Origin of the sequence: Bacillus sp. FSL K6-1005 (assembly GCF_038000225.1) — a bacterium.
In the GTDB taxonomy this organism is placed as follows: Bacteria; Bacillota; Bacilli; order Bacillales; family Bacillaceae; genus Bacillus; species Bacillus mojavensis.
Genome location: NZ_JBBOBP010000001.1, coordinates 2,613,485 through 2,635,548 on the forward strand (window position 1 = coordinate 2,613,485; position 22,064 = coordinate 2,635,548).

The 22,064-nt window shown below is 46.0% G+C and carries 19 protein-coding genes; 6 read left to right on the top strand and 13 right to left on the bottom strand.

Annotated features, from left to right (window positions below; translation table 11 throughout):
* Nucleotides 1–90: 90 nt before the first annotated feature.
* Nucleotides 91–276 (bottom strand): SE1561 family protein, encoded by a 186-nt coding sequence (locus NST16_RS13820; protein ID WP_010333401.1) that lies wholly within the window; start codon nucleotides 274–276, stop codon nucleotides 91–93.
* A 145-nt stretch (nucleotides 277–421) separates the two neighbouring features.
* On the opposite strand from NST16_RS13820, the gene yfkAB reads away from it, so the two are divergent.
* Nucleotides 422–1,543, top strand: coding sequence for a radical SAM/CxCxxxxC motif protein YfkAB (yfkAB, locus tag NST16_RS13825; protein ID WP_168747210.1), 1,122 nt, complete (start codon nucleotides 422–424; stop codon nucleotides 1,541–1,543).
* The gene (gene mscC / locus NST16_RS13830) at nucleotides 1,544–2,386 is read left to right on the top strand and encodes a mechanosensitive ion channel protein MscC (RefSeq protein WP_268505975.1); all 843 of its coding nucleotides are present in this window, start codon (nucleotides 1,544–1,546) and stop codon (nucleotides 2,384–2,386) included.
* A 35-nt stretch (nucleotides 2,387–2,421) separates the two neighbouring features.
* Here mscC and NST16_RS13835 read toward each other — a convergent pair whose 3' ends face one another.
* A complete protein-coding gene (locus NST16_RS13835) occupies nucleotides 2,422–3,216 on the bottom strand; it encodes a YfkD famly protein (protein ID WP_081720826.1) in 795 nt (264 codons plus the stop codon).
* Between the two features lie 70 nt (nucleotides 3,217–3,286).
* Nucleotides 3,287–4,342 carry a calcium/proton exchanger gene (gene cax, locus NST16_RS13840; RefSeq protein ID WP_268450885.1) on the bottom strand — a complete coding sequence of 352 codons (1,056 nt, stop codon included), beginning with the start codon at nucleotides 4,340–4,342 and terminating at the stop codon, nucleotides 3,287–3,289.
* A 167-nt stretch (nucleotides 4,343–4,509) separates the two neighbouring features.
* Here cax and NST16_RS13845 point away from each other — a divergent pair, with 167 nt between their 5' ends.
* Nucleotides 4,510–5,685, top strand: coding sequence for an MFS transporter (locus NST16_RS13845; RefSeq protein WP_268450883.1), 1,176 nt, complete (start codon nucleotides 4,510–4,512; stop codon nucleotides 5,683–5,685).
* A gap of 198 nt (nucleotides 5,686–5,883) precedes the next feature.
* On the opposite strand, the gene NST16_RS13850 is transcribed toward NST16_RS13845, so the two are convergent.
* The 3 genes from NST16_RS13850 to NST16_RS13860 are packed head-to-tail and all read right to left on the bottom strand — an operon-like array spanning nucleotide 5,884 to nucleotide 7,547.
* Nucleotides 5,884–6,711 carry a YihY family inner membrane protein gene (locus tag NST16_RS13850; protein ID WP_010333394.1) on the bottom strand — a complete coding sequence of 276 codons (828 nt, stop codon included), beginning with the start codon at nucleotides 6,709–6,711 and terminating at the stop codon, nucleotides 5,884–5,886.
* A 23-nt stretch (nucleotides 6,712–6,734) separates the two neighbouring features.
* Nucleotides 6,735–7,058 carry a hypothetical protein gene (locus NST16_RS13855; protein ID WP_010333393.1) on the bottom strand — a complete coding sequence of 108 codons (324 nt, stop codon included), beginning with the start codon at nucleotides 7,056–7,058 and terminating at the stop codon, nucleotides 6,735–6,737.
* An 18-nt stretch (nucleotides 7,059–7,076) separates the two neighbouring features.
* Nucleotides 7,077–7,547 carry a low molecular weight protein-tyrosine-phosphatase gene (locus tag NST16_RS13860; RefSeq protein WP_010333392.1) on the bottom strand — a complete coding sequence of 157 codons (471 nt, stop codon included), beginning with the start codon at nucleotides 7,545–7,547 and terminating at the stop codon, nucleotides 7,077–7,079.
* A 201-nt stretch (nucleotides 7,548–7,748) separates the two neighbouring features.
* Between NST16_RS13860 and NST16_RS13865 the strand changes: the two genes are divergently transcribed.
* Nucleotides 7,749–7,964: a DUF1128 domain-containing protein gene (locus tag NST16_RS13865; protein WP_010333391.1), complete on the top strand. Its 216-nt coding sequence runs from the start codon at nucleotides 7,749–7,751 to the stop codon at nucleotides 7,962–7,964.
* Nucleotides 7,965–8,165: 201 nt separating this feature from the next.
* Entirely contained in the window at nucleotides 8,166–9,362 is a 1,197-nt protein-coding gene (locus tag NST16_RS13870) for an MFS transporter (RefSeq protein ID WP_340887190.1), read from the top strand.
* Between the two features lie 34 nt (nucleotides 9,363–9,396).
* Here the strand turns inward: NST16_RS13870 and NST16_RS13875 are convergent, their stop codons facing one another.
* Nucleotides 9,397–9,915 carry a type 1 glutamine amidotransferase domain-containing protein gene (locus tag NST16_RS13875; protein ID WP_340887191.1) on the bottom strand — a complete coding sequence of 173 codons (519 nt, stop codon included), beginning with the start codon at nucleotides 9,913–9,915 and terminating at the stop codon, nucleotides 9,397–9,399.
* A gap of 242 nt (nucleotides 9,916–10,157) precedes the next feature.
* Here NST16_RS13875 and NST16_RS13880 point away from each other — a divergent pair, with 242 nt between their 5' ends.
* Entirely contained in the window at nucleotides 10,158–14,540 is a 4,383-nt protein-coding gene (locus NST16_RS13880; RefSeq protein WP_340887192.1) for a multifunctional 2',3'-cyclic-nucleotide 2'-phosphodiesterase/3'-nucleotidase/5'-nucleotidase, read from the top strand.
* Between the two features lie 33 nt (nucleotides 14,541–14,573).
* Here the strand turns inward: NST16_RS13880 and NST16_RS13885 are convergent, their stop codons facing one another.
* The 6 genes from NST16_RS13885 to NST16_RS13910 all read right to left on the bottom strand — a co-directional run bounded on the left by NST16_RS13885 (nucleotide 14,574) and on the right by NST16_RS13910 (nucleotide 21,882).
* Nucleotides 14,574–15,239 (bottom strand): NAD(P)H-dependent oxidoreductase, encoded by a 666-nt coding sequence (locus NST16_RS13885; protein ID WP_168747203.1) that lies wholly within the window; start codon nucleotides 15,237–15,239, stop codon nucleotides 14,574–14,576.
* Nucleotides 15,240–15,375: 136 nt separating this feature from the next.
* On the bottom strand, nucleotides 15,376–16,092 hold the full coding sequence (gene treR / locus NST16_RS13890) for a trehalose operon repressor (RefSeq protein WP_168747202.1): 717 nt from the start codon (nucleotides 16,090–16,092) through the stop codon (nucleotides 15,376–15,378).
* 20 nt (nucleotides 16,093–16,112) lie between these two features.
* A complete protein-coding gene (treC, locus tag NST16_RS13895) occupies nucleotides 16,113–17,801 on the bottom strand; it encodes an alpha,alpha-phosphotrehalase (RefSeq protein WP_340887193.1) in 1,689 nt (562 codons plus the stop codon).
* A 73-nt stretch (nucleotides 17,802–17,874) separates the two neighbouring features.
* Entirely contained in the window at nucleotides 17,875–19,287 is a 1,413-nt protein-coding gene (gene treP, locus NST16_RS13900) for a PTS system trehalose-specific EIIBC component (protein ID WP_340887194.1), read from the bottom strand.
* A 649-nt stretch (nucleotides 19,288–19,936) separates the two neighbouring features.
* Nucleotides 19,937–21,352: an alanine/glycine:cation symporter family protein gene (locus tag NST16_RS13905; protein WP_168747199.1), complete on the bottom strand. Its 1,416-nt coding sequence runs from the start codon at nucleotides 21,350–21,352 to the stop codon at nucleotides 19,937–19,939.
* A gap of 137 nt (nucleotides 21,353–21,489) precedes the next feature.
* Nucleotides 21,490–21,882, bottom strand: coding sequence for a DnaJ family domain-containing protein (locus NST16_RS13910; RefSeq protein WP_029441300.1), 393 nt, complete (start codon nucleotides 21,880–21,882; stop codon nucleotides 21,490–21,492).
* Nucleotides 21,883–22,064 lie beyond the last annotated feature (182 nt).

Here is a 22,064-nt window from a genome sequence, read left to right on the forward strand (position 1 = left end):
TCCTTCTGCATTTTTTCTTATTTTACAGAAAGGCGCTCCATTTTATACTGACGCTTTATGCCAATATAAAAAACCGCGGCAAGCGCGGTTTTATTCCCAGTCTTTTTTAAATCGTTCATATTTGGCTTCCAGGTCATCCAGCATGCCGATGAGCCTGTCTATATCTTCTACGTCTGTTGCTTCAGGGTCTAATGAATCAATGACGTTCATAAACATGTCTAGTCTGTTCTTTAAATAATCAAGCTGCTGATCTTTATTGTTTACTGCGTTCCCCATTCTGCGCCTCCATTCATTTTTTATCATGGTAGCTCATTTTTTGCCGTTTTTCAATCGCCCCGCTACTTGCGATCTTGGCAAATCAGGTCTAAAATTAACTGTTGGCAGCGTTAGTATGCCTCATTTATAAAGGAGTTAGATAGTCATGACACAAAACACGAAGCTGCGTCCGATTACACCTGAGTTCGACCCTTGGGAAGCCTATATGGATGTCGACCAGTATGGAGATATGCAGCTGACGAACGTTGAATTCACAACGACGACACTGTGCAATATGAGATGCGAGCATTGCGCTGTCGGCTATACATTGCAGCCCAAAGACCCGAATGCTCTCCCAATAGATCTTCTGTTAAAACGGCTGGAGGAAATTCCCCTCCTTAGATCCATCAGTATTACAGGCGGAGAGCCGATGCTTTCATTAAAATCCGTAAAGGAATATGTCGTGCCGTTATTGAAATACGCCCACGAACGCGGGGTGCGGACCCAAATCAATTCAAACCTGACTCTCGATATCGAGCGATACGAATGGATTATTCCGTATCTTGATGTGTTACATATTTCTCATAACTGGGGAACGGTTGAAGAGTTTGCGGAAATCGGTTTCGCTATGATGGACAGAAAACCGACCTTCGAGCAGCGCGCGCGCTATTTTGATAAAATGATTGAAAACAGCCGCAAGCTAGTGGATGCCGGAGTGATGGTATCAGCGGAAACGATGCTGAACAAACGCACACTTCCGCATATTGAGCATATTCACCGCCAAATCACAGAAGATATGAAATGTCAGCGCCATGAAGTCCATCCGATGTATCCGAGTGATTTTGCGAGCGCCCTTGAATCTCTCAGCCTGAAGGACATGAGACAGGCCATTCACCGCTTGCTGGATATTCGTGATGAAAATACATGGATGCTGTTCGGAACACTGCCGTTTTACGCATGCAGTCCCAATGAAGAGGATCAAGAGCTGCTGCGCCGGCTTCGCACGGCGAAAAACGTGACAGTGAGAAATGACCCTGACGGCCGGTCGCGCCTGAATGTCAATATTTTTGACGGGAATATTATCGTGACAGACTTCGGGGATACACCGCCGCTCGGCAATATACAAACGGACAGCCTGCCTTCCGCCTACCAAAAGTGGAGAGAAACAAAGCTGGCCAAAGAGCTGAACTGCCACTGCCCGAATGTCCGGTGCCTCGGACCAAACGTACTCGTCAAAAACAGCTACTACCAGGATACAGATTTTTCAAAACGTCAAGCCAGGAGTTAGATGCGGATGGAAGAAACACTTACGGAGATTTTTCAGAATAAAATCGTTGATATTCTCCTCGTCGCCGTTATTTTGTGGATCGGTGTTTTTATCATTAACCGATTGGTGCAGTTATTTTTCAAACGGACGGACTTTATTGAAGAGAGAAAAGAGAAGACCATCGAAAGCCTTGTCCGTTCTATCACCCAATATACGGCGACAATTGGTTTTATCTTTTATGTTATTTCTTTATTTGTGCATGATTTCGGCAAAATTTTAGCCGGGGCGGGTGTAGCCGGTATCGTCATCGGTTTTGGCGCCCAATCGCTGATTAAGGATGTGCTGGCGGGTGTGTTTTTAATTTATGAACGCCAGCTGCACAAAGGCGATTATGTGACGGTAAACAATTTATTTAACGGCACCGTCGAAGAAATTGGCCTGCGCTCGCTGCAAATCCGCGAGTGGAGCGGAAAATTGCTCACCATCAGCAATGGTGAAGTCAGACAGATAGAAAATTATAATATCGATTTTATGCGGATTACCGAATCCTTTCTCATCAGCTTTAAAGAAGATCCAGACCGTGTATACAGTGTGCTGGAGGAAGCTTGCGACATGTTGAATGAAGAGCTTCGCGATTCACTGAAGCGGGATGAATTCGGAAACCCGACAGAGCCTTTTCAAATACACGGCATTACCGCTTTGAATAAAATTAACCGCGGGGTTGAATTTACCGTGAAGGGTATGGTACGGGATGAAGATTATTTCAGCGCCAGCCTTGCCGCCAGACGGGTTCTCGTTCGCCAGCTGTACCAAAACAATGTTCAAATGCTTGAGGAAGCGGTAAGAATCGAAAGATCCCAATAAAAAAAACTGATTCCATAATGGAATCAGTTTTTTATTTATCTTGGCTGTGAGGAAAGCTGGAAGCTAAACGTGACATGGTCTTGAACCGGAATCCACGCGCCGATTCCCTGTGACGTGACATTTTTCACAACAAGTTTTCGTTTATTGCCTTTGAGCACTAAATAGACTTCTCCGTAAGTCACTTTCCCTTTTTCATTCACAGCCGGAGCATATGCGTTTAAATAACCAAGCTTTTTCGGAGCGACTTTATAAATTTGATCTCGTTTTGTTCCCGCTCCGATGACCGTTTCAAATGCAAGCGGAAGATTTGTTTTTTCCATCGCCTTCAGCATCATCATGCTTTTGACATCTTCCGAGTTTGGAACTTTTGCTGTCAGGCCGCCCGTTACTTTATATTGCTGCTCTTGAGCGTAATGCATTTCAGCCGTTTGTTTTCCGCCGCGGTTATCCGAACGGTTTGTATTGATTTTTTTATATTCCCAGTTGGCGACCGTTTCATTCGATTCATATCCGAGCGCCCATTTCCCAAGAAATATTGTGGCCCGGTAGCCGACCGCAAGCGGTGTGCCAGAGACCGTAGACTCGTTCAGCATTTTGATGAGGTGCGGATTTTGGATCTGTACTTCTGATGAATTCAGCAGTTCCTTAGCCAGCTTGCTCGGCTGAAGCATCGGCTGATCCTGTGAAGCATTCGGATATGTGTTTTCCTTCGAGATGCTTGCTACAGAATTAGGCACCTTAAACTGCTTTTTCGCGTGGATGGGCTGAACGCCGAAAAAACTAAAGAATAATAACACAATAAGTGTGGAATGAAATAGCTTTTTCATCATATCACTCTTTCTATGGCATTTTCCCTTAGTCTTTTCTTCCCGCTTTGTTGTTATCCATCATTTTTTCAGGTTAAAGAAGGAAAAAGCCGATCGCCATAATAACATAAGCCGCTAGCAGCGTGGCACCTTCAAACCAGTTGGAATCACCATCATTCGAAATGGCAATCATCAAGAGAACGGAAGATACCATCGCGACAAGCTCCGGCAGTGTAAAGACAAGCGGCATGCTTACCGGGAAAAAGATGGAACAGATCACGAGCACTGGCGCGACAAACATGGCAATCTGCAAAGTGGAGCCGACAGCGATCTCCACCGCAATGTCCATTTTGTTTTTATAAGCCATGATAATCGCTGAAGCGTGTTCCGCCGCATTACCGACAATCGCAACGATGATGACCCCGATAAACAGCTCACTCCAGCCAAACTGTTCAGCAACCGAGTGGAATGTGTGCACCAGGTTTTCGGATATGTACGCCACGACAATTGTAGCCGCAAACAAGACGAGCGTGGCAACCTTCCCTGACCATTCCGGCTGCTCCTCTTCCTCTGGCTTGACAGCATTATTTGGCTGATATACACCGCGGTGCGTTACAAGTTTAAAGTACAGAGCCGCCACATATAACAGAATCAAAATGATGCTGATGCCGATGCTTAAATTAAGCTTGCTTGTATCCCCCATACCAACCGAAAACACCTCTGGAATTACGAAAGCCACAATAATGGCGAAAATCAAAAGCCCGGAATTATGGCGCGCGTCATGGATATTAAACTCCTGCCGCTTGTATTTTAAACCGCCGACAAAAAACGATAAGCCCGCAACCAGCAGGAGATTTCCAAGCACCGAACCGGTTAAAGAAGCAAGCACGATTCCGGTGAGGCCTTCCTTTAATGCAAATAGTGAGATAATCAGCTCAACCGCATTCCCGAAGGTGGCGTTCAACAGACCGCCGATCCGCGGCCCTGCAATAATGGACAGCGATTCTGTCGCTCTTCCCATATAGCTTGCCAAAGCAATAATCGTTACACAATAGACTGCAAAGAGAACGGCAGAAGGCCAATGCATCAAACTGCCGATAACAGACAGCGGGACACCCGCCGCCACTAATATAAAAAAGATACGATTCATAGTGAATTGACTCCTTTTGTATGACTTGTTTTATTTTTATTCTTCACAAAAATCATCATGATTACACGAGGTCAAATGTTTACGGGCGATTTAGGCTTTTTTCAGGTTGCCGGCTTTTGGAAATCGGTGTACGATCATCATAGATCTCACAAAGGAGAACAGACACGATGTCACGAAAGCATTTTTTTATTCTGGTTTTGCTTGTTTCCATATCCGGGTTTTCACAAGGCATGCTGCTGCCCGTCATCTCGATTATTTTTGAAACAAATGGTGAATCAGCGGCGATTAACGGCCTGCATGCGACCGGACTGTACATCGGAGTGCTATTGGCTTCTCCGTTTATGGAGGCTCCGCTTAGAAAACTGGGCTTCAAACCGCTGATTGTCATGGGCGGAAGCATCGTCATTTTAAGCTTGTTCGGGTTCATTTGGCTTCAGTCGGTTTGGGTGTGGTTTCTGCTTCGTCTTTTCATCGGGATCGGCGACCATATGCTTCATTTTTCGACGCAAACGTGGGTGACCTCCATGTCGTCAAAGCAAAACCGCGGGAGAAATCTTTCCATTTACGGACTCTCCTTTGGCCTTGGTTTTGCTGCGGGTCCGTTTATGGTTCCGCTTGTAAAGCTGAGTCCGGCACTGCCTTTTATCGTGTCAGGCTGCATCAGTTTGCTTGCGTGGCTGTTTGTTTTCTTGCTACAAAATGCATACCCGGAAACCAGCCCTCATGAAACCCAATCAGACAATAGTTTCAGACGCTTTTACCAGGCTATGCTGTTTGCATGGGTTGCGTTTATGCCTACGTTCGGGTACGGATTTCTGGAGACAGCATTAAACGGCAGCTTTCCTGTATATGCGCTGCGTCTGGGTTTATCTGTGGACGCCGTCGCTTTGATTCTTCCTGCATTTGCGATCGGGAGCATTATTTTTCAATTCCCGCTCGGCATTCTCAGCGATAAATACGGAAGACGGAATGTGCTGCTTGTGATTTTGCTGGCGGGAGCCTTTTGCTTTCTCATCGCAGGCGTGTTCCCGTTTCCTTATGTGATCGGCTGCTGCTTCTTTATTGCGGGCATGGCAGTCGGGTCAACCTTTACACTCGGCATCAGCTTTATGACAGACCTTCTTCCGTCCCACCTGCTTCCGGCGGGGAATTTGCTTTGCGGCATTTCATTCAGTCTCGGCAGCATTTTCGGACCGATGGCGGGCGGCTGGTATATGCAAACCTTCGAAAGCGCTAACTTGTTTTATTTGATTACCCTCATTCTGGCCGCTGTCTGGCTCGCTATTGCTTTAGGCAAACCGAAAAGCTGGCCCGCGGCTGAGACCTATTCTTCCTCTTCATAAGAAAAAGCCTCCTGACATCATGTCAGGAGGCTTTTGTTCTAATGATAGCCGTTTTGTCCGTTGGCACTTCCGCTAGTTTTTTGACTCGATTTGCTCTTTGAGTTCTGTTTGTTATGGCTTCCGCCTTTTTTCGTATGCTTTGTCATCACGTATAGCCCCCCGGATCATTTTTGAACTGAAGTTCCTTTATAGGGTGCGCTAATTGTAGGGATTTTCATCAGGAAGCTTTTTACGTTTATGTAAAAGCGCATTGATTTCTCCTCCTAAAATGATTAAAATCCCGCTTAAGTAAAACCAGATCATCAGGACGATGATCCCCCCAATGCTTCCATATGTGGCACTATAGTTCGCAAATGTACTGACATAAAACGAAAACAAGGTGCTGACGACAATCCAGCCGATGGCCGCAAACAGTGCACCCGGCATCACAAAGCGAAGCGACAGCTTTTTGTTAGGGGCGATGATGTACAAAGCAGAAAAAACAATCAGCAGCACAAGCGGGCTGACTCCCCAGCGAATCGCAGTCCAGATGGATAAAAACAGGTCCGACGCGCCGACAAAATCCGCAGCAAGCAGTCCGATCTGCCGGCCGAATACCGGCAGAAGGAGGGCAACTAAAATGGTAAACACCATGGCAATCGTCAGAAAAATTGAGGTCAGACGAACAATGATAAAAGAGCGGTTTTCCTCCACTTCATACGCGTGGTTTAACGATCTGACGATGGAATTCATTCCATTAGACGCAGACCATAACGCCGCGATGATCCCGAATGACAGCAATCCGCCGTTTCGGTCATTTAATGTTTGGTGGGTAATGGATTCAATGAGGGACATCGCACTCCCGGGAGCGTATTGTTTTACAACCCCCAGCACGTCATCTGTAGAAATCGGAAGATACGCGGTGAGCGTCAGCATAAAAATCAAAAACGGAAACAGCGATAATAGAAAAAAATACGCCAGCTCCGCAGATTTGCTTTGCCCCTCATGAAGGGTGTATCTGCCGAACAGCTCTTTCAGAAAGTTCATGTCGTCTCACCTCGAATGTTTGATCATTTATCTTTTGAAAAGTGGTCCTTCGTTTCCTGTACCAGCTCCATCACTTTTGGCGTTGTTTTTTTCAGCTCTTTAACTTGCTGATTAACGAAGCCGACTTCATCTGACAGCGTCTGGGCCAGCTGTTTTGCTTGATCAATTTTTGTAATGACATTGTTTTTCAATAGTTCAGGATTGTTTTTGTACAGAGACATTTTATGCTTGCACGTCATCCATCTCATGCCGCATGCCTGTCTCGTCGGCTTATGGAATAAGGATAGCGCAGCGCCTGCCGCGGCTCCGAGAATGACCCCTTTCAGCAACCAGCGTTCATTATTCATGATGAACTCTCCTTTCCCTTACAATAGTTTTTCTTCTTGAATGGATGCAAGCAGATGCTCACAGCCTGATCTGATCAATTGATAGACCTCGTCAAAGTTCCCAGTGTAGTAAGGGTCGGGAACATCCGCAAGATCTGAATCATCAACGTAGTCAAGCAGCCTCTTGATCTGTGCGGCTTTTTTAAAACCCGCCATGCTTCTCAGGCTTCCGATATTTTCTGCATCCATCGCAATGATGTAATCAAAATCGGTTAAATCCTGTTCGCGCACCTGGCGCGCCAGCATGCCTTCAAAGCTGATTCCTTCTCTGCGCAATATCTCCTGCGTTCCTTCATGCGGAGGATTGCCGATGTGCCAGCCGCCGATGCCGGCTGAGTCTGTTCTGATTTTCCCCTCTAAACCTTTTGTTGCTGCCAAGTCCCGAAATATCGCTTCCGCCATTGGAGACCGGCAAATGTTTCCCAAGCAAACAAATAATACGCTGATCATGTTGTGCAACCTCCCTATTCTTTGCCCATATTTCTCTAAAAAGAAACCTTTACCGCTATCTTAGTAGGATGTTCAATCACATTTCAACTGATGTCACCACTTTTTTGAAATAAATGGACGAAATGAGAATAGGGTTTTTTTCTGATGGAATTCTGTTAGAATAAAACATACCAAATGACGCGAAAGAAAGGATGTAATCATTTGTCCAGCCAAAATACTGAAACATTAACTCAAATGATTGAAGAGATTTCACAAAAACTGAACATGCTGAATGTCGGGGTTATCAAAGCGGAAGACTTCAGCGACGAAAAAATAGAGGATCTCACCTACCTTCATAAAATGGTGATGAAAAAAGAAGCATTCAGCCCGAGCGAAATGCAGGCGATCGCTCAAGAACTTGCATCACTTCGAAAATAATGGGGCTTGCCGGCATTCGGCAAGTCTTTTTTTATTATGGATAAAGATGATTCTTTTTGCTTTCGTTCGTTGGGAGCCGGAAAGACGCGGCAGCAGACATGCCCGCAAACATCTACCCGATGACATCAGCATGATGACAGCAAGGGGCCGGTCTTGGCGAACACAGCAAATGGTCGAATAAGATTTTGAAGGAGTACTAGAATGAAAACGAAATACGTCAAAACAGCAACCGGAATGTACATCAACTACTTCTTGCTCGGAATGGTCAATATTATTCTCGCATCCAACATGTCCTCCTTAACAAAGCAGTGGAATACCGACCCGACAGGCATCAGTTATGTGATTGCGGCTATCGGATTCGGCAAGCTGCTGACGTACGGAATATCTGGCGTTTTATCAGATAAAGTAGGCAGAAAACCGCTCATTGTGGCTTCCGCCGGAATGATGGCTGTCTTTTTAGTCGGTATTCCCTTATCACCGAGTTATGAACTTGCGTTTGTGTTTGCTTTATTAGCCGGAGTCGCAAATTCAGCCATGGACGCAGGAACATATCCGGCTTTAACGGAGCTCTTTCCAACTGCCCCCAGCTCGGCGAATGTCTTGGTAAAAGCTTTTATGTCTCTCGGGGCCGCTCTTTTGCCGCTCCTGATTACAGTTTTGGCAGATCATAGCCTATTCTACGGATTTGCATTTTATTTGCCGGCAGCCGTCTATGCGCTGAACATCCTCTATTTATCAGCAGTTTCGCTGCCAAAAAAACAGAAACAACCAATCAGCTCCGGACAACAGGGATCTCCAGCTTTCTTATCAGAACCCGACATGAAGAAAGAAGGCGCCGCCCTGATTATTATTGGCTTTACTTCAACAGCTTTATTTACAGTATCTCAAATTTGGCTCCCAAGCTATGCCCAAAAGGCTGCAGGGTTAGCTGAATCAGCATCCGTACAATTGCTGAGCTACTATAGTATAGGATCTTTGATATCGGTTTTATTATTAGCTCTTTTGCTGAACAGATGGGTAAAACCGGTGATGATTACGCTGCTGTACCCCGTTATTACATTATGTACGCTTGCGGTTATGCTGACAATTCACGATCCAGTTGTGCTGGATATCACAGCCTTTTTCTTAGGATTTTCAACCGCTGGTGTGTTTCAAATTACCGTTACATTAATGACAGAGCTTTTCTGGAAACGCAAAGGCACCGTCACCGGAATTGTTGCGACAGCTTCAAGTCTTGCGTCGATTCTGCTGCCGATTGCTACAGGACTCATTGCAAAAGCGGGAGGCATAGCCCATATCTTTATGTTCGACTTCGGCATTGCTGTCATCGGGACAGCCTCCGCTGCCTTTTTGTATTACAGATACAATAAACTAACCGCAGGCACCAAGCGATCATGAAAAAACGGACGTCCCCGCAGGGCGTCCGTTTTTGTTATTTTTCAAGCAGTGCCAAAGACTCGCGGTTAAATGCAGGAATGTCATCCGGCGTTCGGCTGGTGACCAATTGATTTTGGCAAACCACTACCTCTTGGTCGACGACATCAGCCCCCGCGTATTCCATATCTACACGAATAGACGTATAGCCTGTCGCTTTTCTGCCTTCCAGCGCTTTAGCAGTAATCAGCAGCTGCGGGCCGTGGCAGATCGCAAATACTGGCTTTTTGTCCGTCATAAACGCTTTTGTAAACTGGACGAACCGTTCATCGGCACGAAGCTGGTCGGGTGAAAACCCTCCCGGAATTAACAGCGCGTCAAAGTCGGAAGGGTTTACGTCATCAATGGACGCATCAATTGTGACTTGCGCATTCCCCTGCTTGCCTTTTACGGTTTTCCCTTTTTCATTTTCGATAACGGTCAGCTCATGCCCCGCTTCTTTAAATGCTTTGGCTGGTTCAGTATACTCGCTGTCTTCGAAATAATCTGTCAGCACAACGGCGATTTTTTTACCCATGATTGATAACCTCCCCCTTAATATGTCTACATAAAACACTCTACCCCAGCCACAATATAATAAACATTTTGCAGATCTGACACACGATAAGCACAATGACCCAATTCACATCACCCAAAGATGATACATAATACTTATTTTTCTCCCTTTTACAATAATCATAAAGAAACATCTACAAATGCTTACAAAATATTCTTACAATAGAACCTGTAACATAAATTTCGTTGAAAGGTGGAGAACTGGTGAGAATACAGAAAAGACGAAAAGACGTCAGTAACATTCTCCGTATTCTGCTGCCCCTCATTATGATACTTAGCCTAATCCTCCCAACACCGCCCGTTTACGCAGAAGAAAACACGGCTCCTCAAGTGAATCTCAGTATTTTGGCTACAACTGATATTCATGCCAACATGATGGATTACGATTACTACAGCGACAAAGAAACGACAGAATTCGGGCTTGCCAGAACGGCTCAGCTGATCCAAAAGCACCGTGAGCAAAACCCAAACACCCTGCTCGTCGATAACGGCGACTTGATTCAAGGGAATCCGCTGGGCGAATACGCGGTGAAATATGAAAAAGAAGACATTATCTCCGGCGCGAAAACCCACCCGATCATCAGCGTCATGAATGCGCTGAAATACGACGCCGGCACATTGGGGAATCATGAATTTAATTACGGGCTCGACTTTCTCGACGGCACGATCAAAGGAGCCGATTTCCCGATTGTAAATGCCAATGTCAAAACAACTGGCGGCGAACACCGTTATACGCCGTATGTTATTAACGAAAAAACAGTCACAGATGAAAACGGAAACGAACAGAAGATCAAAATAGGCTACATAGGCTTTGTCCCGCCGCAGATCATGACCTGGGACAAAAAGAATCTCGAAGGACAGGTTCAGGTACAGGATATTGTCGAATCTGCCAATGAAACGATACCGAAAATGAAGGCAGAAGGCGCGGATGTCATTATTGCCCTTGCCCATACCGGTATTGAAAAGCAGGCGCAATCGTCAGGTGCAGAAAACGTCGTTTTTGACCTGGCCACGAAAACAAAGGGCATTGATGCAATTGTCTCGGGCCATCAGCACGGACTCTTCCCTTCCGCAGAATATGCGGGTGCCGCTCAGTTTGATGTTGAAAAAGGAACAATAAACGGCATTCCGGTCGTCATGCCAAGCAGTTGGGGCAAATATTTAGGCGTCATTGACCTCAAGCTTGAAAAAACAGAAGGCTCGTGGAAGGTCGCAGATTCCAAGGGCAGCATCGAATCAATTGCCGGCAGTGTCACTTCCAGAAACGAAGCCGTCACAAACACCATTCAGCAAACACATCAAAACACGCTGGAATATGTCAGAAAGCCTGTCGGCAAAACAGAAGCCGACATTAACAGCTTCTTTGCACAGGTCAAGGACGACCCTTCTATTCAAATTGTGACAGATGCGCAAAAATGGTACGCGGAAAACGAAATGAAGGATACCGAGTATAAGGATCTCCCGATTTTGTCAGCCGGCGCACCGTTTAAAGCCGGCGGCAGAAACGGAGCCAATTACTATACCAACATTCCGGCCGGGGATCTTGCGATTAAAAACGTCGGTGACTTGTATCTTTACGATAATACCCTCCAGATCGTGAAACTGACCGGCAGCGAAGTGAAGGACTGGCTCGACATGTCAGCGGGCCAATTTAATCAAATCGATCCGTCAAAAGGCGGCGATCAAGCCTTGCTGAATGAGAATTTCCGCTCCTACAACTTTGATGTGATTGACGGCGTCACCTATCAGGTCGATGTCACAAAACCGGCCAAATACAACGAAAACGGAAAAGTGATCAACGGGAATTCAAGCCGGATCATCAATCTTTCCTATGAAGGCAAACCGATCAGCCCGAGCCAGGAATTTCTCGTAGTGACAAATAATTACCGCGCATCCGGCGGAGGTGGTTTCCCTCATCTGACGAGTGATAAGATTGTCCACGGCTCCGCAGTTGAAAACAGACAGGTGCTGATGGATTACATTATTGAACAGGAAACATTAAATCCAAAAGCCGACAACAACTGGTCGATTGCACCGGTTTCCGGCACGAATTTGACGTTTGAATCTTCACTTTTAGCCAAGCCTTTTGCGGACAAAGCCGATGATGTCGCTTATGTAAAACATTCTTCAAATGAAGGCTATGGCGTGTACAAGCTTCAATTTGACGACGATTCAGATACCGATCCTCCTAAAGGCGGATTATGGGATCTTACCGTCATGCATACGAATGATACGCACGCGCACCTGGATGACGCAGCCAGACGAATGACGAAAATCAACGAAGTAAGAAACGAAACAGACCACAACATCCTGCTTGACGCGGGAGATGTGTTTTCCGGCGACCTGTATTTCACGAAATGGAACGGTTTAGCTGACCTGAAGCTGATGAACATGATGGGTTATGACGCCATGACCTTCGGAAACCACGAATTTGATAAAGGTCCGTCCGTGCTTTCTGATTTTCTCAGCGGGAACAGCACAACTGTCGATCCGGCAAATCGGTATCACTTTGAAGCGCCCGATTTTCCGATCGTCAGCGCGAACGTGGATGTATCAAATGAACCTAAGCTGAAATCATATGTCAAAAAGCCGCAGACCTTTACTGCGGGAGAAAAGAAAGAGCCGGGCATCCATCCGTACATTCTGTTAGACGTTGACGGTGAAAAAGTCGCTGTTTTCGGACTGACAACAGAAGACACAGCCACAACATCCAGCCCGGGCAAAAGCATTGTATTTAACGACGCATTTCAAACTGCGCAGAACACCGTGAAAACGATTCAGGAAGATGAAAAAGTAAACAAAATTATCGCTCTCACCCACATTGGGCATAACCGCGATCTTGAGCTAGCCAAAAAAGTGAAAGGCATTGACTTGATCATCGGAGGACACACCCACACCCTCGTGGACAAAATGGAGGTCGTGGAAAACGACGAACCGACTATCGTGGCGCAGGCAAAAGAATATGGCCAATTCTTAGGGCGTGTCGATGTCGTGTTTGATGAAAACGGCGTTGTACAAACAGACAAATCAAATCTGAGCGTGCTGCCAATTGATGAACATACAGAAGAAAACGCAGAAGCAAAAAAAGAGCTTGATCAGTTCAAAAATGAATTAGAGGACGTTAAAAATGAAAAAGTCGGCTACACGGATGTGGCGCTTGACGGCCAGCGTGAGCATGTGCGAACGAAGGAAACGAACCTCGGAAACTTCATCGCGGACGGCATGCTGGCAAAAGCGAAAGCATCAGCAGGAGCCGACATTGCGATCACAAATGGCGGCGGCATCAGAGCCGGCATTGACAAAGGCGATATCACTCTCGGCGAAGTACTGAACGTTATGCCGTTCGGCAACACACTTTACGTCGCTGATTTAACCGGAAAACAAATCAAAGAAGCTCTTGAACAAGGCTTAAGCAATGTGGAAAACGGAGGCGGCGCTTTCCCTCAGGTGGCTGGAATCGAATATACCTTTACATTAAACAACGAACCTGGACACCGTGTTGTAGACGTGAAATTCGAATCGCCTAACGGAGAAAAAGTTGATTTGAATTCAGATGATACCTATCGCGTCGCAACAAATCATTTTGTCGGCAGCGGTGGAGACGGATACTCTGTCTTTACGGAGGCATCCCATGGTGAAGACCTTGGTTACGTAGATTATGAGATTTTCACCGAACAGCTGAAAAAACTAGGAAACAAGGTCTCTCCTAAAATCGAAGGACGCATTAAAGAAGTATTCCTGCCGACTAAGCAGAAGGATGGCAGCTGGACACTCGATGAAGACAAATTTGCGATTTATGCTAAAAATGCCAACACGCCATTTGTCTATTATGAAATGTCTGAAGGATCTCAAGAGAAGCCTATCAATCTAAAAATGAAAAAAGATCAGGTCAAGCTATTGAAAGATAGAGATTTAGATCCTTCCCTGACGGTGTTCAACTATTGGTACAGCATGAAGCTTCCAATGGCGAACATTAAAACCGCGGATACTGAGATCGGAATCAAATCTAAAGGAGAATTAAACGTCTCCTTATCAAATGTATATGACTTTACAGTGAAGCAAAAAGGAAAAGAAGTGAAATCATTTAAAGAACCCGTTCAGCTTTCGCTTCGGATGTTTGATATTGAAGAAGCTCACAACCCTGCCATTTACCATGTCGACCGGAAAAAGAAAGCTTTCACAAAGACAGAAAACGGATCAGTTGACAATGATATGGTAACAGGATACACAAACCACTTCAGCGAATACACGATCTTAAATTCCGGTGAGAACAACAAACCGCCTGCATTCCCGTCCGATCAGCCGACAGGCGGTGATGACGGCAGCAATGGCGGAGGCTCCGATAAACCAGGCGGAAAACAGCCAACTGACGGCAAAGGCGGCGGAGGCGGGGATCAAACACCTCCCGGCACTGAACCAACAAATGGATCGGGCGGTTCGGGAACCGATGGCCCAGCCGGCGGCTTGCTTCCTGACACAGCCACATCCATGTATTCCATCCTGCTGGCCGGATTTCTGATCAGCGCACTCGGAACAGCGTTATATTTGCATCAGCGAAGAAAACAGAACAGAGCGAATCAGGCATAAAAAAAGCTGCTCGTTATCGAGCAGCTTTCTTTTTTATACCCACTTCACAACATCTTCAACAGCAGATCTTGTTTTCGGACGAGGGTCTCGCACACGGTAGCCGAACGCCACCATGACAGAAATATCAAAGCTTCCGTTTTCCAGAAGGCCTTCTTCTTCAAGAATACGATGAATTTCATCATATTGGAAGCCTTCCACAGGGCAGGAATCAACGCCGATTTGCGCAGCGGCTGTCATCATGTTGCCAAGCGCAATATAGGTTTGTTTGGATGCCCAGTCAAACAATGTTCTGTCACTTTCAAGCAAATGCAGATCGTTTTTCTGGAATTCTTCGGTTTTGCTCAGGTAGCCTTCGTACACGTCCTGAGGCATTTGTTTCACTTCTTTTAAATGGCGTTTGATATAGTCAGCGTCATATCTGATATCCTTCGCCGTACGTGCCAGAATCAGCACAAAGTGGCTTGCAGTCGGCAGCTGCTTTTGCGCGCCCCATGTGAATTCACGAAGCTTCTCGCGGAATTCCGGATTCTGCACGACAACGAATTTCCAAGGCTCTAGGCCGAGTGAACTCGGAGACAGTCTTCCTGTTTCTAAAATAAATTCAAAATCGCTGTCTGATACTTTTTTATTCGGGTCAAATTCTTTCGTCGCATGTCTGAAATGGTACGCATCCAGAATTTGTTTTTTTAATTCTGCCATGTTAAACACCTCTCCTTTTGGTTACTCTCACTTCTATTGTAGCCATTCTCATAAAAAGTAAAAGTACGCACATTTTTGTATGATAGTATCAATTTTGATACCAAGAGAAAAAGCGCTCTGCCGCAGGCAGGCGCTCTTATTTTCCCCGTCGCGCAAAATCGACAAACCTGAATTTGTCCAGACGGTGTCTGCTTTCCGTATATTGAAAGAGACTTGTATCCTCTAAAAAGACATAGTTTCTCACAACCACCATATGGTCATAGCCGCGTAAATCAAGCAATTCCCTGTCTTCATCCGTACAAGGCTCGGCCACAATTTCTTTCTGTGCGTAACTGATCGAAAGACCAAGCTCTCCTTCAATATATTCATAAATGGAGTTTTCGCAAATTTCTTTCGTCAGGTGAGGCACATGCTTTCTGAAAAAGTAGTCCTTGTCCAAAATGACATGCTCCCCGTCAATCTTTCTTGACCTGATCACTTCCCATATGTCATCATTCGGCTGTGCTCGAAGCTGTTTTTGGATCAGATCTGACGGGGGCACCAGCCCGAATTTGTGAACGGCTGTTTTCGTTTCTTTCCCCAAAGTTTGCGCCAGTTCCTTGAAGCTGACAAGCCCTGAGACCGGAAACTGCATTTTTTCACGGTTGAGAATCACAGAGCCTTTCCCTCTGATTTTCTGGATATATCCATTTTGAGCCAGCATGTGAAGCGCCTTTCGGACCGTTTCTCTTGATGTGCCGTACTGTGCGGTCAATTCATGTTCAGACGGAAGAATCTCCTCCGCCTTCCATTGGCCGTCTTCAATTTGCTGTGCGATGTCTTTATAGATTGTGATAAATTTATTCACCTTCATTTATGACCACCCAGCTTAGTTTAGCACGGTTTTGTTAAATGATAAACAATGGACTCATACGGGCGGAGCGTCATATTCTTCAGTTCCTCTCTCTCTTCATCGTTTGTCAGAAGCACCTCTGCCTCCCACTCGTCGGGCTTAAGCGTGTCCGGCAGTGTAAAGGCTGCCTCCGTCCCGTAAAAATTATTGATGACGAGCAGCTTCTCATTTTCACCATGTCTCATATACGCAAACACGTTTGGATCGTCCTTTGCGATCAGTTCATACGTTCCGTCTGTGACAATGTCATACGCTTTGCGAATCTGAATCAGCTTCTGGTAGTGATAAAAGACCGAATGTTTGTCCTTCAGCGCCGCCTCTGCATTGATCTCCCGGTAATTGCCGGCGACAGGTATCCATGGCGTGCCTGATGTGAATCCGGCATTCGGCGTATCATCCCACTGGACGGGTGTTCTGGAATTGTCACGGGATTTTTCCTGTAAAATGGCTAAAATCTCTTTCTCCGCCATGCCTTTTTTCTTGAAGGCGTGATACATGTTCAGCGACTCAACATCCCGATAGGAGCTGATGCCGGTAAATCTCGGATTCGTCATGCCGAGCTCTTCACCCTGATAAATATAAGGTGTGCCCTGCATCATATGAATGGCCGTCGCAAGCATTTTTGCCGATTTCACCCGATATGGACCGTCATTTCCATATCTCGATACAATGCGCGGCTGATCGTGATTGCACCAGAATAAAGCGTTCCAGCCCCCTCCCGCCTGCATCTCCGTCTGCCACACGGATAAGATCTCCTTCAGCTTCAGAAAATTGAACGGAGCCAAGGCCCATTTTTCTCCGTTTGGATAATCGACCTTGAGATGATGGAAGTTAAACGTCATATCAAGCTCTTCGTTGCCCGGATTTGTATAACGGATGCAATGGTCAATCGATGTAGAAGACATCTCACCGACTGTCATGCTGTCATATTTCGCGAATACCTCCCTGTTCATCTCATGCAAAAACTCGTGTACACGCGGTCCGTCTGTATAAAAGGAACGGCCGTCACTGCCGTCTTTGGCATTCGGAAAGCGCTGGTCTTTTGAAATCAGATTGATAACATCAAGCCTGAAGCCATCGATTCCTTTTTCAAACCAAAAATGCATCATCTCGTAAACATGCTTTCTGACCTCTTCATTTTCCCAATTCAAATCAGCCTGTGTGACATCAAACAGGTGCAGATAATATTGGTCTGAGGCTTCGTCAAGCTTCCATGCCGAGCCGCCGAATTTCGATTCCCAGTTTGTCGGGGCTGTGCCGTCTTCGTTCGGGTTTTTCCATATATAAAAATCACGGTATGGACTGTCTTTTGAAGAAATCGCCTCTCTAAACCATTTGTGCTCAGTTGACGTATGATTGACCACAAGATCCATGACGACTTTTAAGCCTCTTTTGTGCGCTTCCGCTAATAAGCGTTCAAAATCTTCCATTGTGCCGTACTCTTGATAAATCGTGTAGTAATCCCGAATATCATACCCGTTATCATGCTGCGGCGAGTCGTAAATCGGCGTTAGCCAAAGAACATCAACCTGAAGCGTTTGTAAGTAATCAAGCTTTTCAATAATTCCATTCAAATCGCCAATGCCGTTTCCCGTCGTATCTTTAAAGCTTTTCGGATAAATTTGATAAACCACGGCTTTTTTCCACCATGGTGTTTGTTCTGTTGTCATCTGTCTCCACCACCGTCTTTTTTAATGAAAAAGGGAAAAAGGGACCGTCAATCACACGTCCCGCTCCCCTTTGTTATTTACGTTTCAGTCGCGCATAAGCGTATGTTCCGGCAAACGGAACAATTAAGACAATCGCCATTCCAATTGCGAATGCGCCCCAGTACTGGCTCATAATCGAGAAAATGCCGGGCACGCCGCCGACACCGACGGAGCTTGCCAAAACGCCTTGAGATGAGATATACATCCCGGCCAGCCCTGAGCTGATCATCGCAATGATAAAAGGAAATCTGTAGCGAAGGTTCACCCCGAATATGGCAGGCTCTGTAATGCCCAGATAAGCGGAAATGCCTGATGTTAAGGAAAGACCTTTTTGTTTCTCATCCTTTACGATAAACATCATCGCCAGTGCCGCTGATCCTTGGGCGATATTTGACAGCGCCAGCATCGGCCATAAAAATGTGCCTCCGAGCTTAGAGCCGATCAGCTGCAGATCAACTGCCAAAAACGTATGATGCATTCCGGTAATCACCAGCGCTGAGTATAAGCCGCCGTACAGCAGCCCGCCCAGCGCGGCAAATGAGCCGAACACCGAGATAAGCCCCGAAGTTAACACATTCCCGATCGCAAATGTGACCGGACCGATAATGATAAAGGACGCAAAACCCGTCACGAGCAGGGTAATCGGCGCGACGACTAAAAGCTGTATTCCCTCGGGCGTCCGTTTCGTCAAAAACAATTCAATCTTGGCAAGCAAATACGAAGCGAGCAAAATCGGGAGCACCTGCCCTTGGTAGCCGACCTTTTGCACCTCTAGACCGAAAAGATTCCATACGGGGATCTCTCCGCTTTGTTCCGCGGCTCCATAGCCCCACGCATTCAGTAAATCTGGATGCACGAGCATAACGCCGAGTACAATGCCAAGGAGCGGATTTCCGCCAAACCGCTTCACCGCCGACCAGCCGATCAGCGCTGGCAGGAACGTAAAGGCCGTGCCTGCGATTAAATTGATCATATTGGCGAGATCCGCCCACTGCGGATACACATGCACAATCGACTTCGTATTGAAGAAAATCCCCTGCGCCGTTAAGATATTGTTGATCCCCATTAAGAGACCTGCCGTGACAATCGCCGGCAAAATTGGAATAAAGATATCTGGAAGCGTTTTCACAGCACGCTGCAAAGGATTCATATTTTTTTCTGAGGCTTTCTTCACATCGTCCTTTGTTGACTCGCCAATCCCCGTTTCCTTGACCAGTTCCGCATATACTTTGTTGACTGTTCCCTGGCCGATTACAACCTGAAACTGTCCGTTTGTCGAAAACGATCCCTTTACAACATCGATTTGATCCAGCGCCTCTTGGTCAACCTTGCTTTCATCTATTAACGCGAAGCGTAAACGTGTTACACAATGAGTTGCCGCTGCAATATTTTCAGCACCGCCGACTGCTTCAACAATTTGCCGTGCTGATCTGTTCAGTTCCCCCATGCCAACCCCTCCGTTTGATAACTTGTATATACAACTTATGTTTATATTGTAGTCCTGTATATACATGTAGTCAACAACTTTTTGTAGCGCTTTCATACTATTCGTAAAGTCATAGAATGGCTTAACAGAAAGGTTGCTCTAAAAAGCTAGCAACTGTTTTGAGAGGTGAGCCCTATGAATAAACACGAGAATGCCCTGCAAGTTCCTCCGTGAGCTCGAGGCCAACAAGGAAGGGCCGATTTCTCCTATCTCAAGGAAAACACTATTAACAGAAGGCTGGGGTTTGACTTCGGAAATGGTCTGTGCGGATTTGTTGTATATATCGAAGGAATCGTAAAATCTGAATCTATTCAGGATCACGCCCTCCTTCCTTTTTGCGGCATCTGAAGGATGAAATAGAGAAAGACGAGGAATCTCTGCCGATACGCTGTCTATTTCCAGTGTATTGGCAGAGACGAGTTTGAAACTATTATTTTGTCGACGTCAAAATGCCTGATTGTAAAAATAAAAGGCGGCTAAAGGAGGTTCAAGAGAGGCTTTACAGAAAGCCTCAGAGTCACTAACGCTCGTTAATGGGGTGATGCGATTGTGCTGCCTTTGTTCATCTATTTGATCATCAAGAGTTAGACGATGTTGAATTCCAAAAACACTACGAATTTTTAGCTTCTTTTGTTTGGTAAACAGGGCCCTGTTTCGTTTTTCTTCTATCTTTCAGGTAATACTGTTCAGATGTGAAAAATTCGGTATAGAGCGCTTTTACCTTCTTGCTCAATAATAACAGCGCAATCACATTCGGAACGAGAATGAAAGCTAACGCTAAGTCCAGAAAGCCCCAGATGGCTTTTGCTCCGCCTGCGGCACCTATGATAATAGCCGCTAAATAAACGAATTTAATGACATGTCCCGACAGCCGTCCGAATAGAAATTCAGCTTGTTTTACGCCGTAAAATATGACAACCATAATGGTCGAGACAACAAAAAAGACGAGAGAAATCGAAACGAAGTACCCTCCGCCAGCTCCGAAATAATGCTGAAATGCAGCCGTAGTCAATGCTGCTGGGTCATTTGAGGCGTCCTTCCCTGTCCAGACACCGGATGCAAGGACGACAAATGCCGTGGTGGTGCAGATAATCAAGGTGTCAATGACAATTCCGATCACAGACCAGAAGCCTTGTCTTACGGGGTGGTCAGTCATTGCCGCCGCATGTGCAATCGGGGCTGTTCCCATCCCGGCTTCATTAGAATACAGGCCGCGGGCAAACCCCCAGCGGATGGTTTCAGCCAAGGCAGCGCCTGCGAATCCTCCTGCTGCCGAAGAAGAAGTAAACGCATTCGAAAAAATAAGAGAGAAAAACACCGGCACAGATGAAAGATTCATTAGAACAATCAGGAGACCGGCTCCCGCGTATGCCCCTGCCATGAGAGGCACGACAAACTCAGTTACTTTTCCGATCCGCTTCACCCCGCCAATTACAACTAAACCAATCAAAAACGCGATGCCGATTCCGGCGTATATTTTATTGAAAGAAAACGTTTCGGCAAGAGAAACTGAAACTGAATTCCCCTGAACCATTATGCTTGGAATCAGCTCTACGATCAGTGCAACAGAAAAAAACACGCCGAGCCATTTCATGCGCAGTCCTTTTGTTATGTAATACATCGGTCCCCCGACAAATTCACCCTGCTCATTTTTTTCCCTGTAATGAACAGCAAGCACACTTTCTGAAAACTTAATCGCCATAGCAAATAAGGCAACCAGCCACATCCAAAAAACAGCCCCGGGACCGCCAAACATGATAGCCGCAGGCACCCCGACAATGTTCGCCGCCCCAATCGTCGAACTGAGGGCTGACGTCAATGCCTGAAGCGGCGTAACTGTCCCTTCTCCCTTCGGCTTTTTTCCTACGCTGCCGATCGTCTGCTTCAAAATGTATAGAGGATAGCGAAATTGAAAAAACTTCAGCAAAATGGTGAAGTACAATCCCGTCCCCGTCAGTAAGATGATTAGCGGCGGTCCCCACAGCCAATCAGATATACGCTCTACCCATTCCAATAGTCGTTCCATCCCATCACCCTTTACCCGTTTATGGGTCATTTCCCCACAGATGGAAAAACATAAACCTTTTAGAACAGACAGAACTGAGTCAAATTGAGGAAGAAAGGAAATTGGATGGCTAAAAAACAGCCGTCTGACAAGGAAAATTAAGTGGAAGAAGGTCTGTTTCGCCCAAGGCGATCATATACTTGATTCTTATAAAACGATGACGCTGGTTTGGAAAACATGCCTTTTTTGTCGGCAAGCTTATCGAGCATCAGCTGCTTCTCTGATTTTTTTCTTACTAATTGCTCACGTTCCTTTTCGTCATAGCACTTGGAGATTAAATGGTTGAGGGTCATAAGCTCTTTTTTAAGTGCACCCTCATCCTCAGCCATCCCTGCATTTTTTAACATACGATATCCCATCCGCAGAGATTCCGGCAAGTGGGCCGCATCATCCTTTGGCAGCGGTTTTCCCATTCCCGGCAGGTTGTCAAATTCTCCGTCTTTGATGGCGCGTTTAATCTTATCTTCAGACACAATATGAGAAAAATCCATCGTCCCACCTCTATTCATGTAATGAACATATTTTATCATACAGCTGTCACAAACCATATTATTCCTTTATTGACAGAAAGAAACCTGTTTTTACATCTGGCGATTTCCTAGGAAAACGTTGATTCGACGGCGTTTTTCGCCACATTTTCCATCGGACGATTTTCACTTTTCTAATCAGCCGA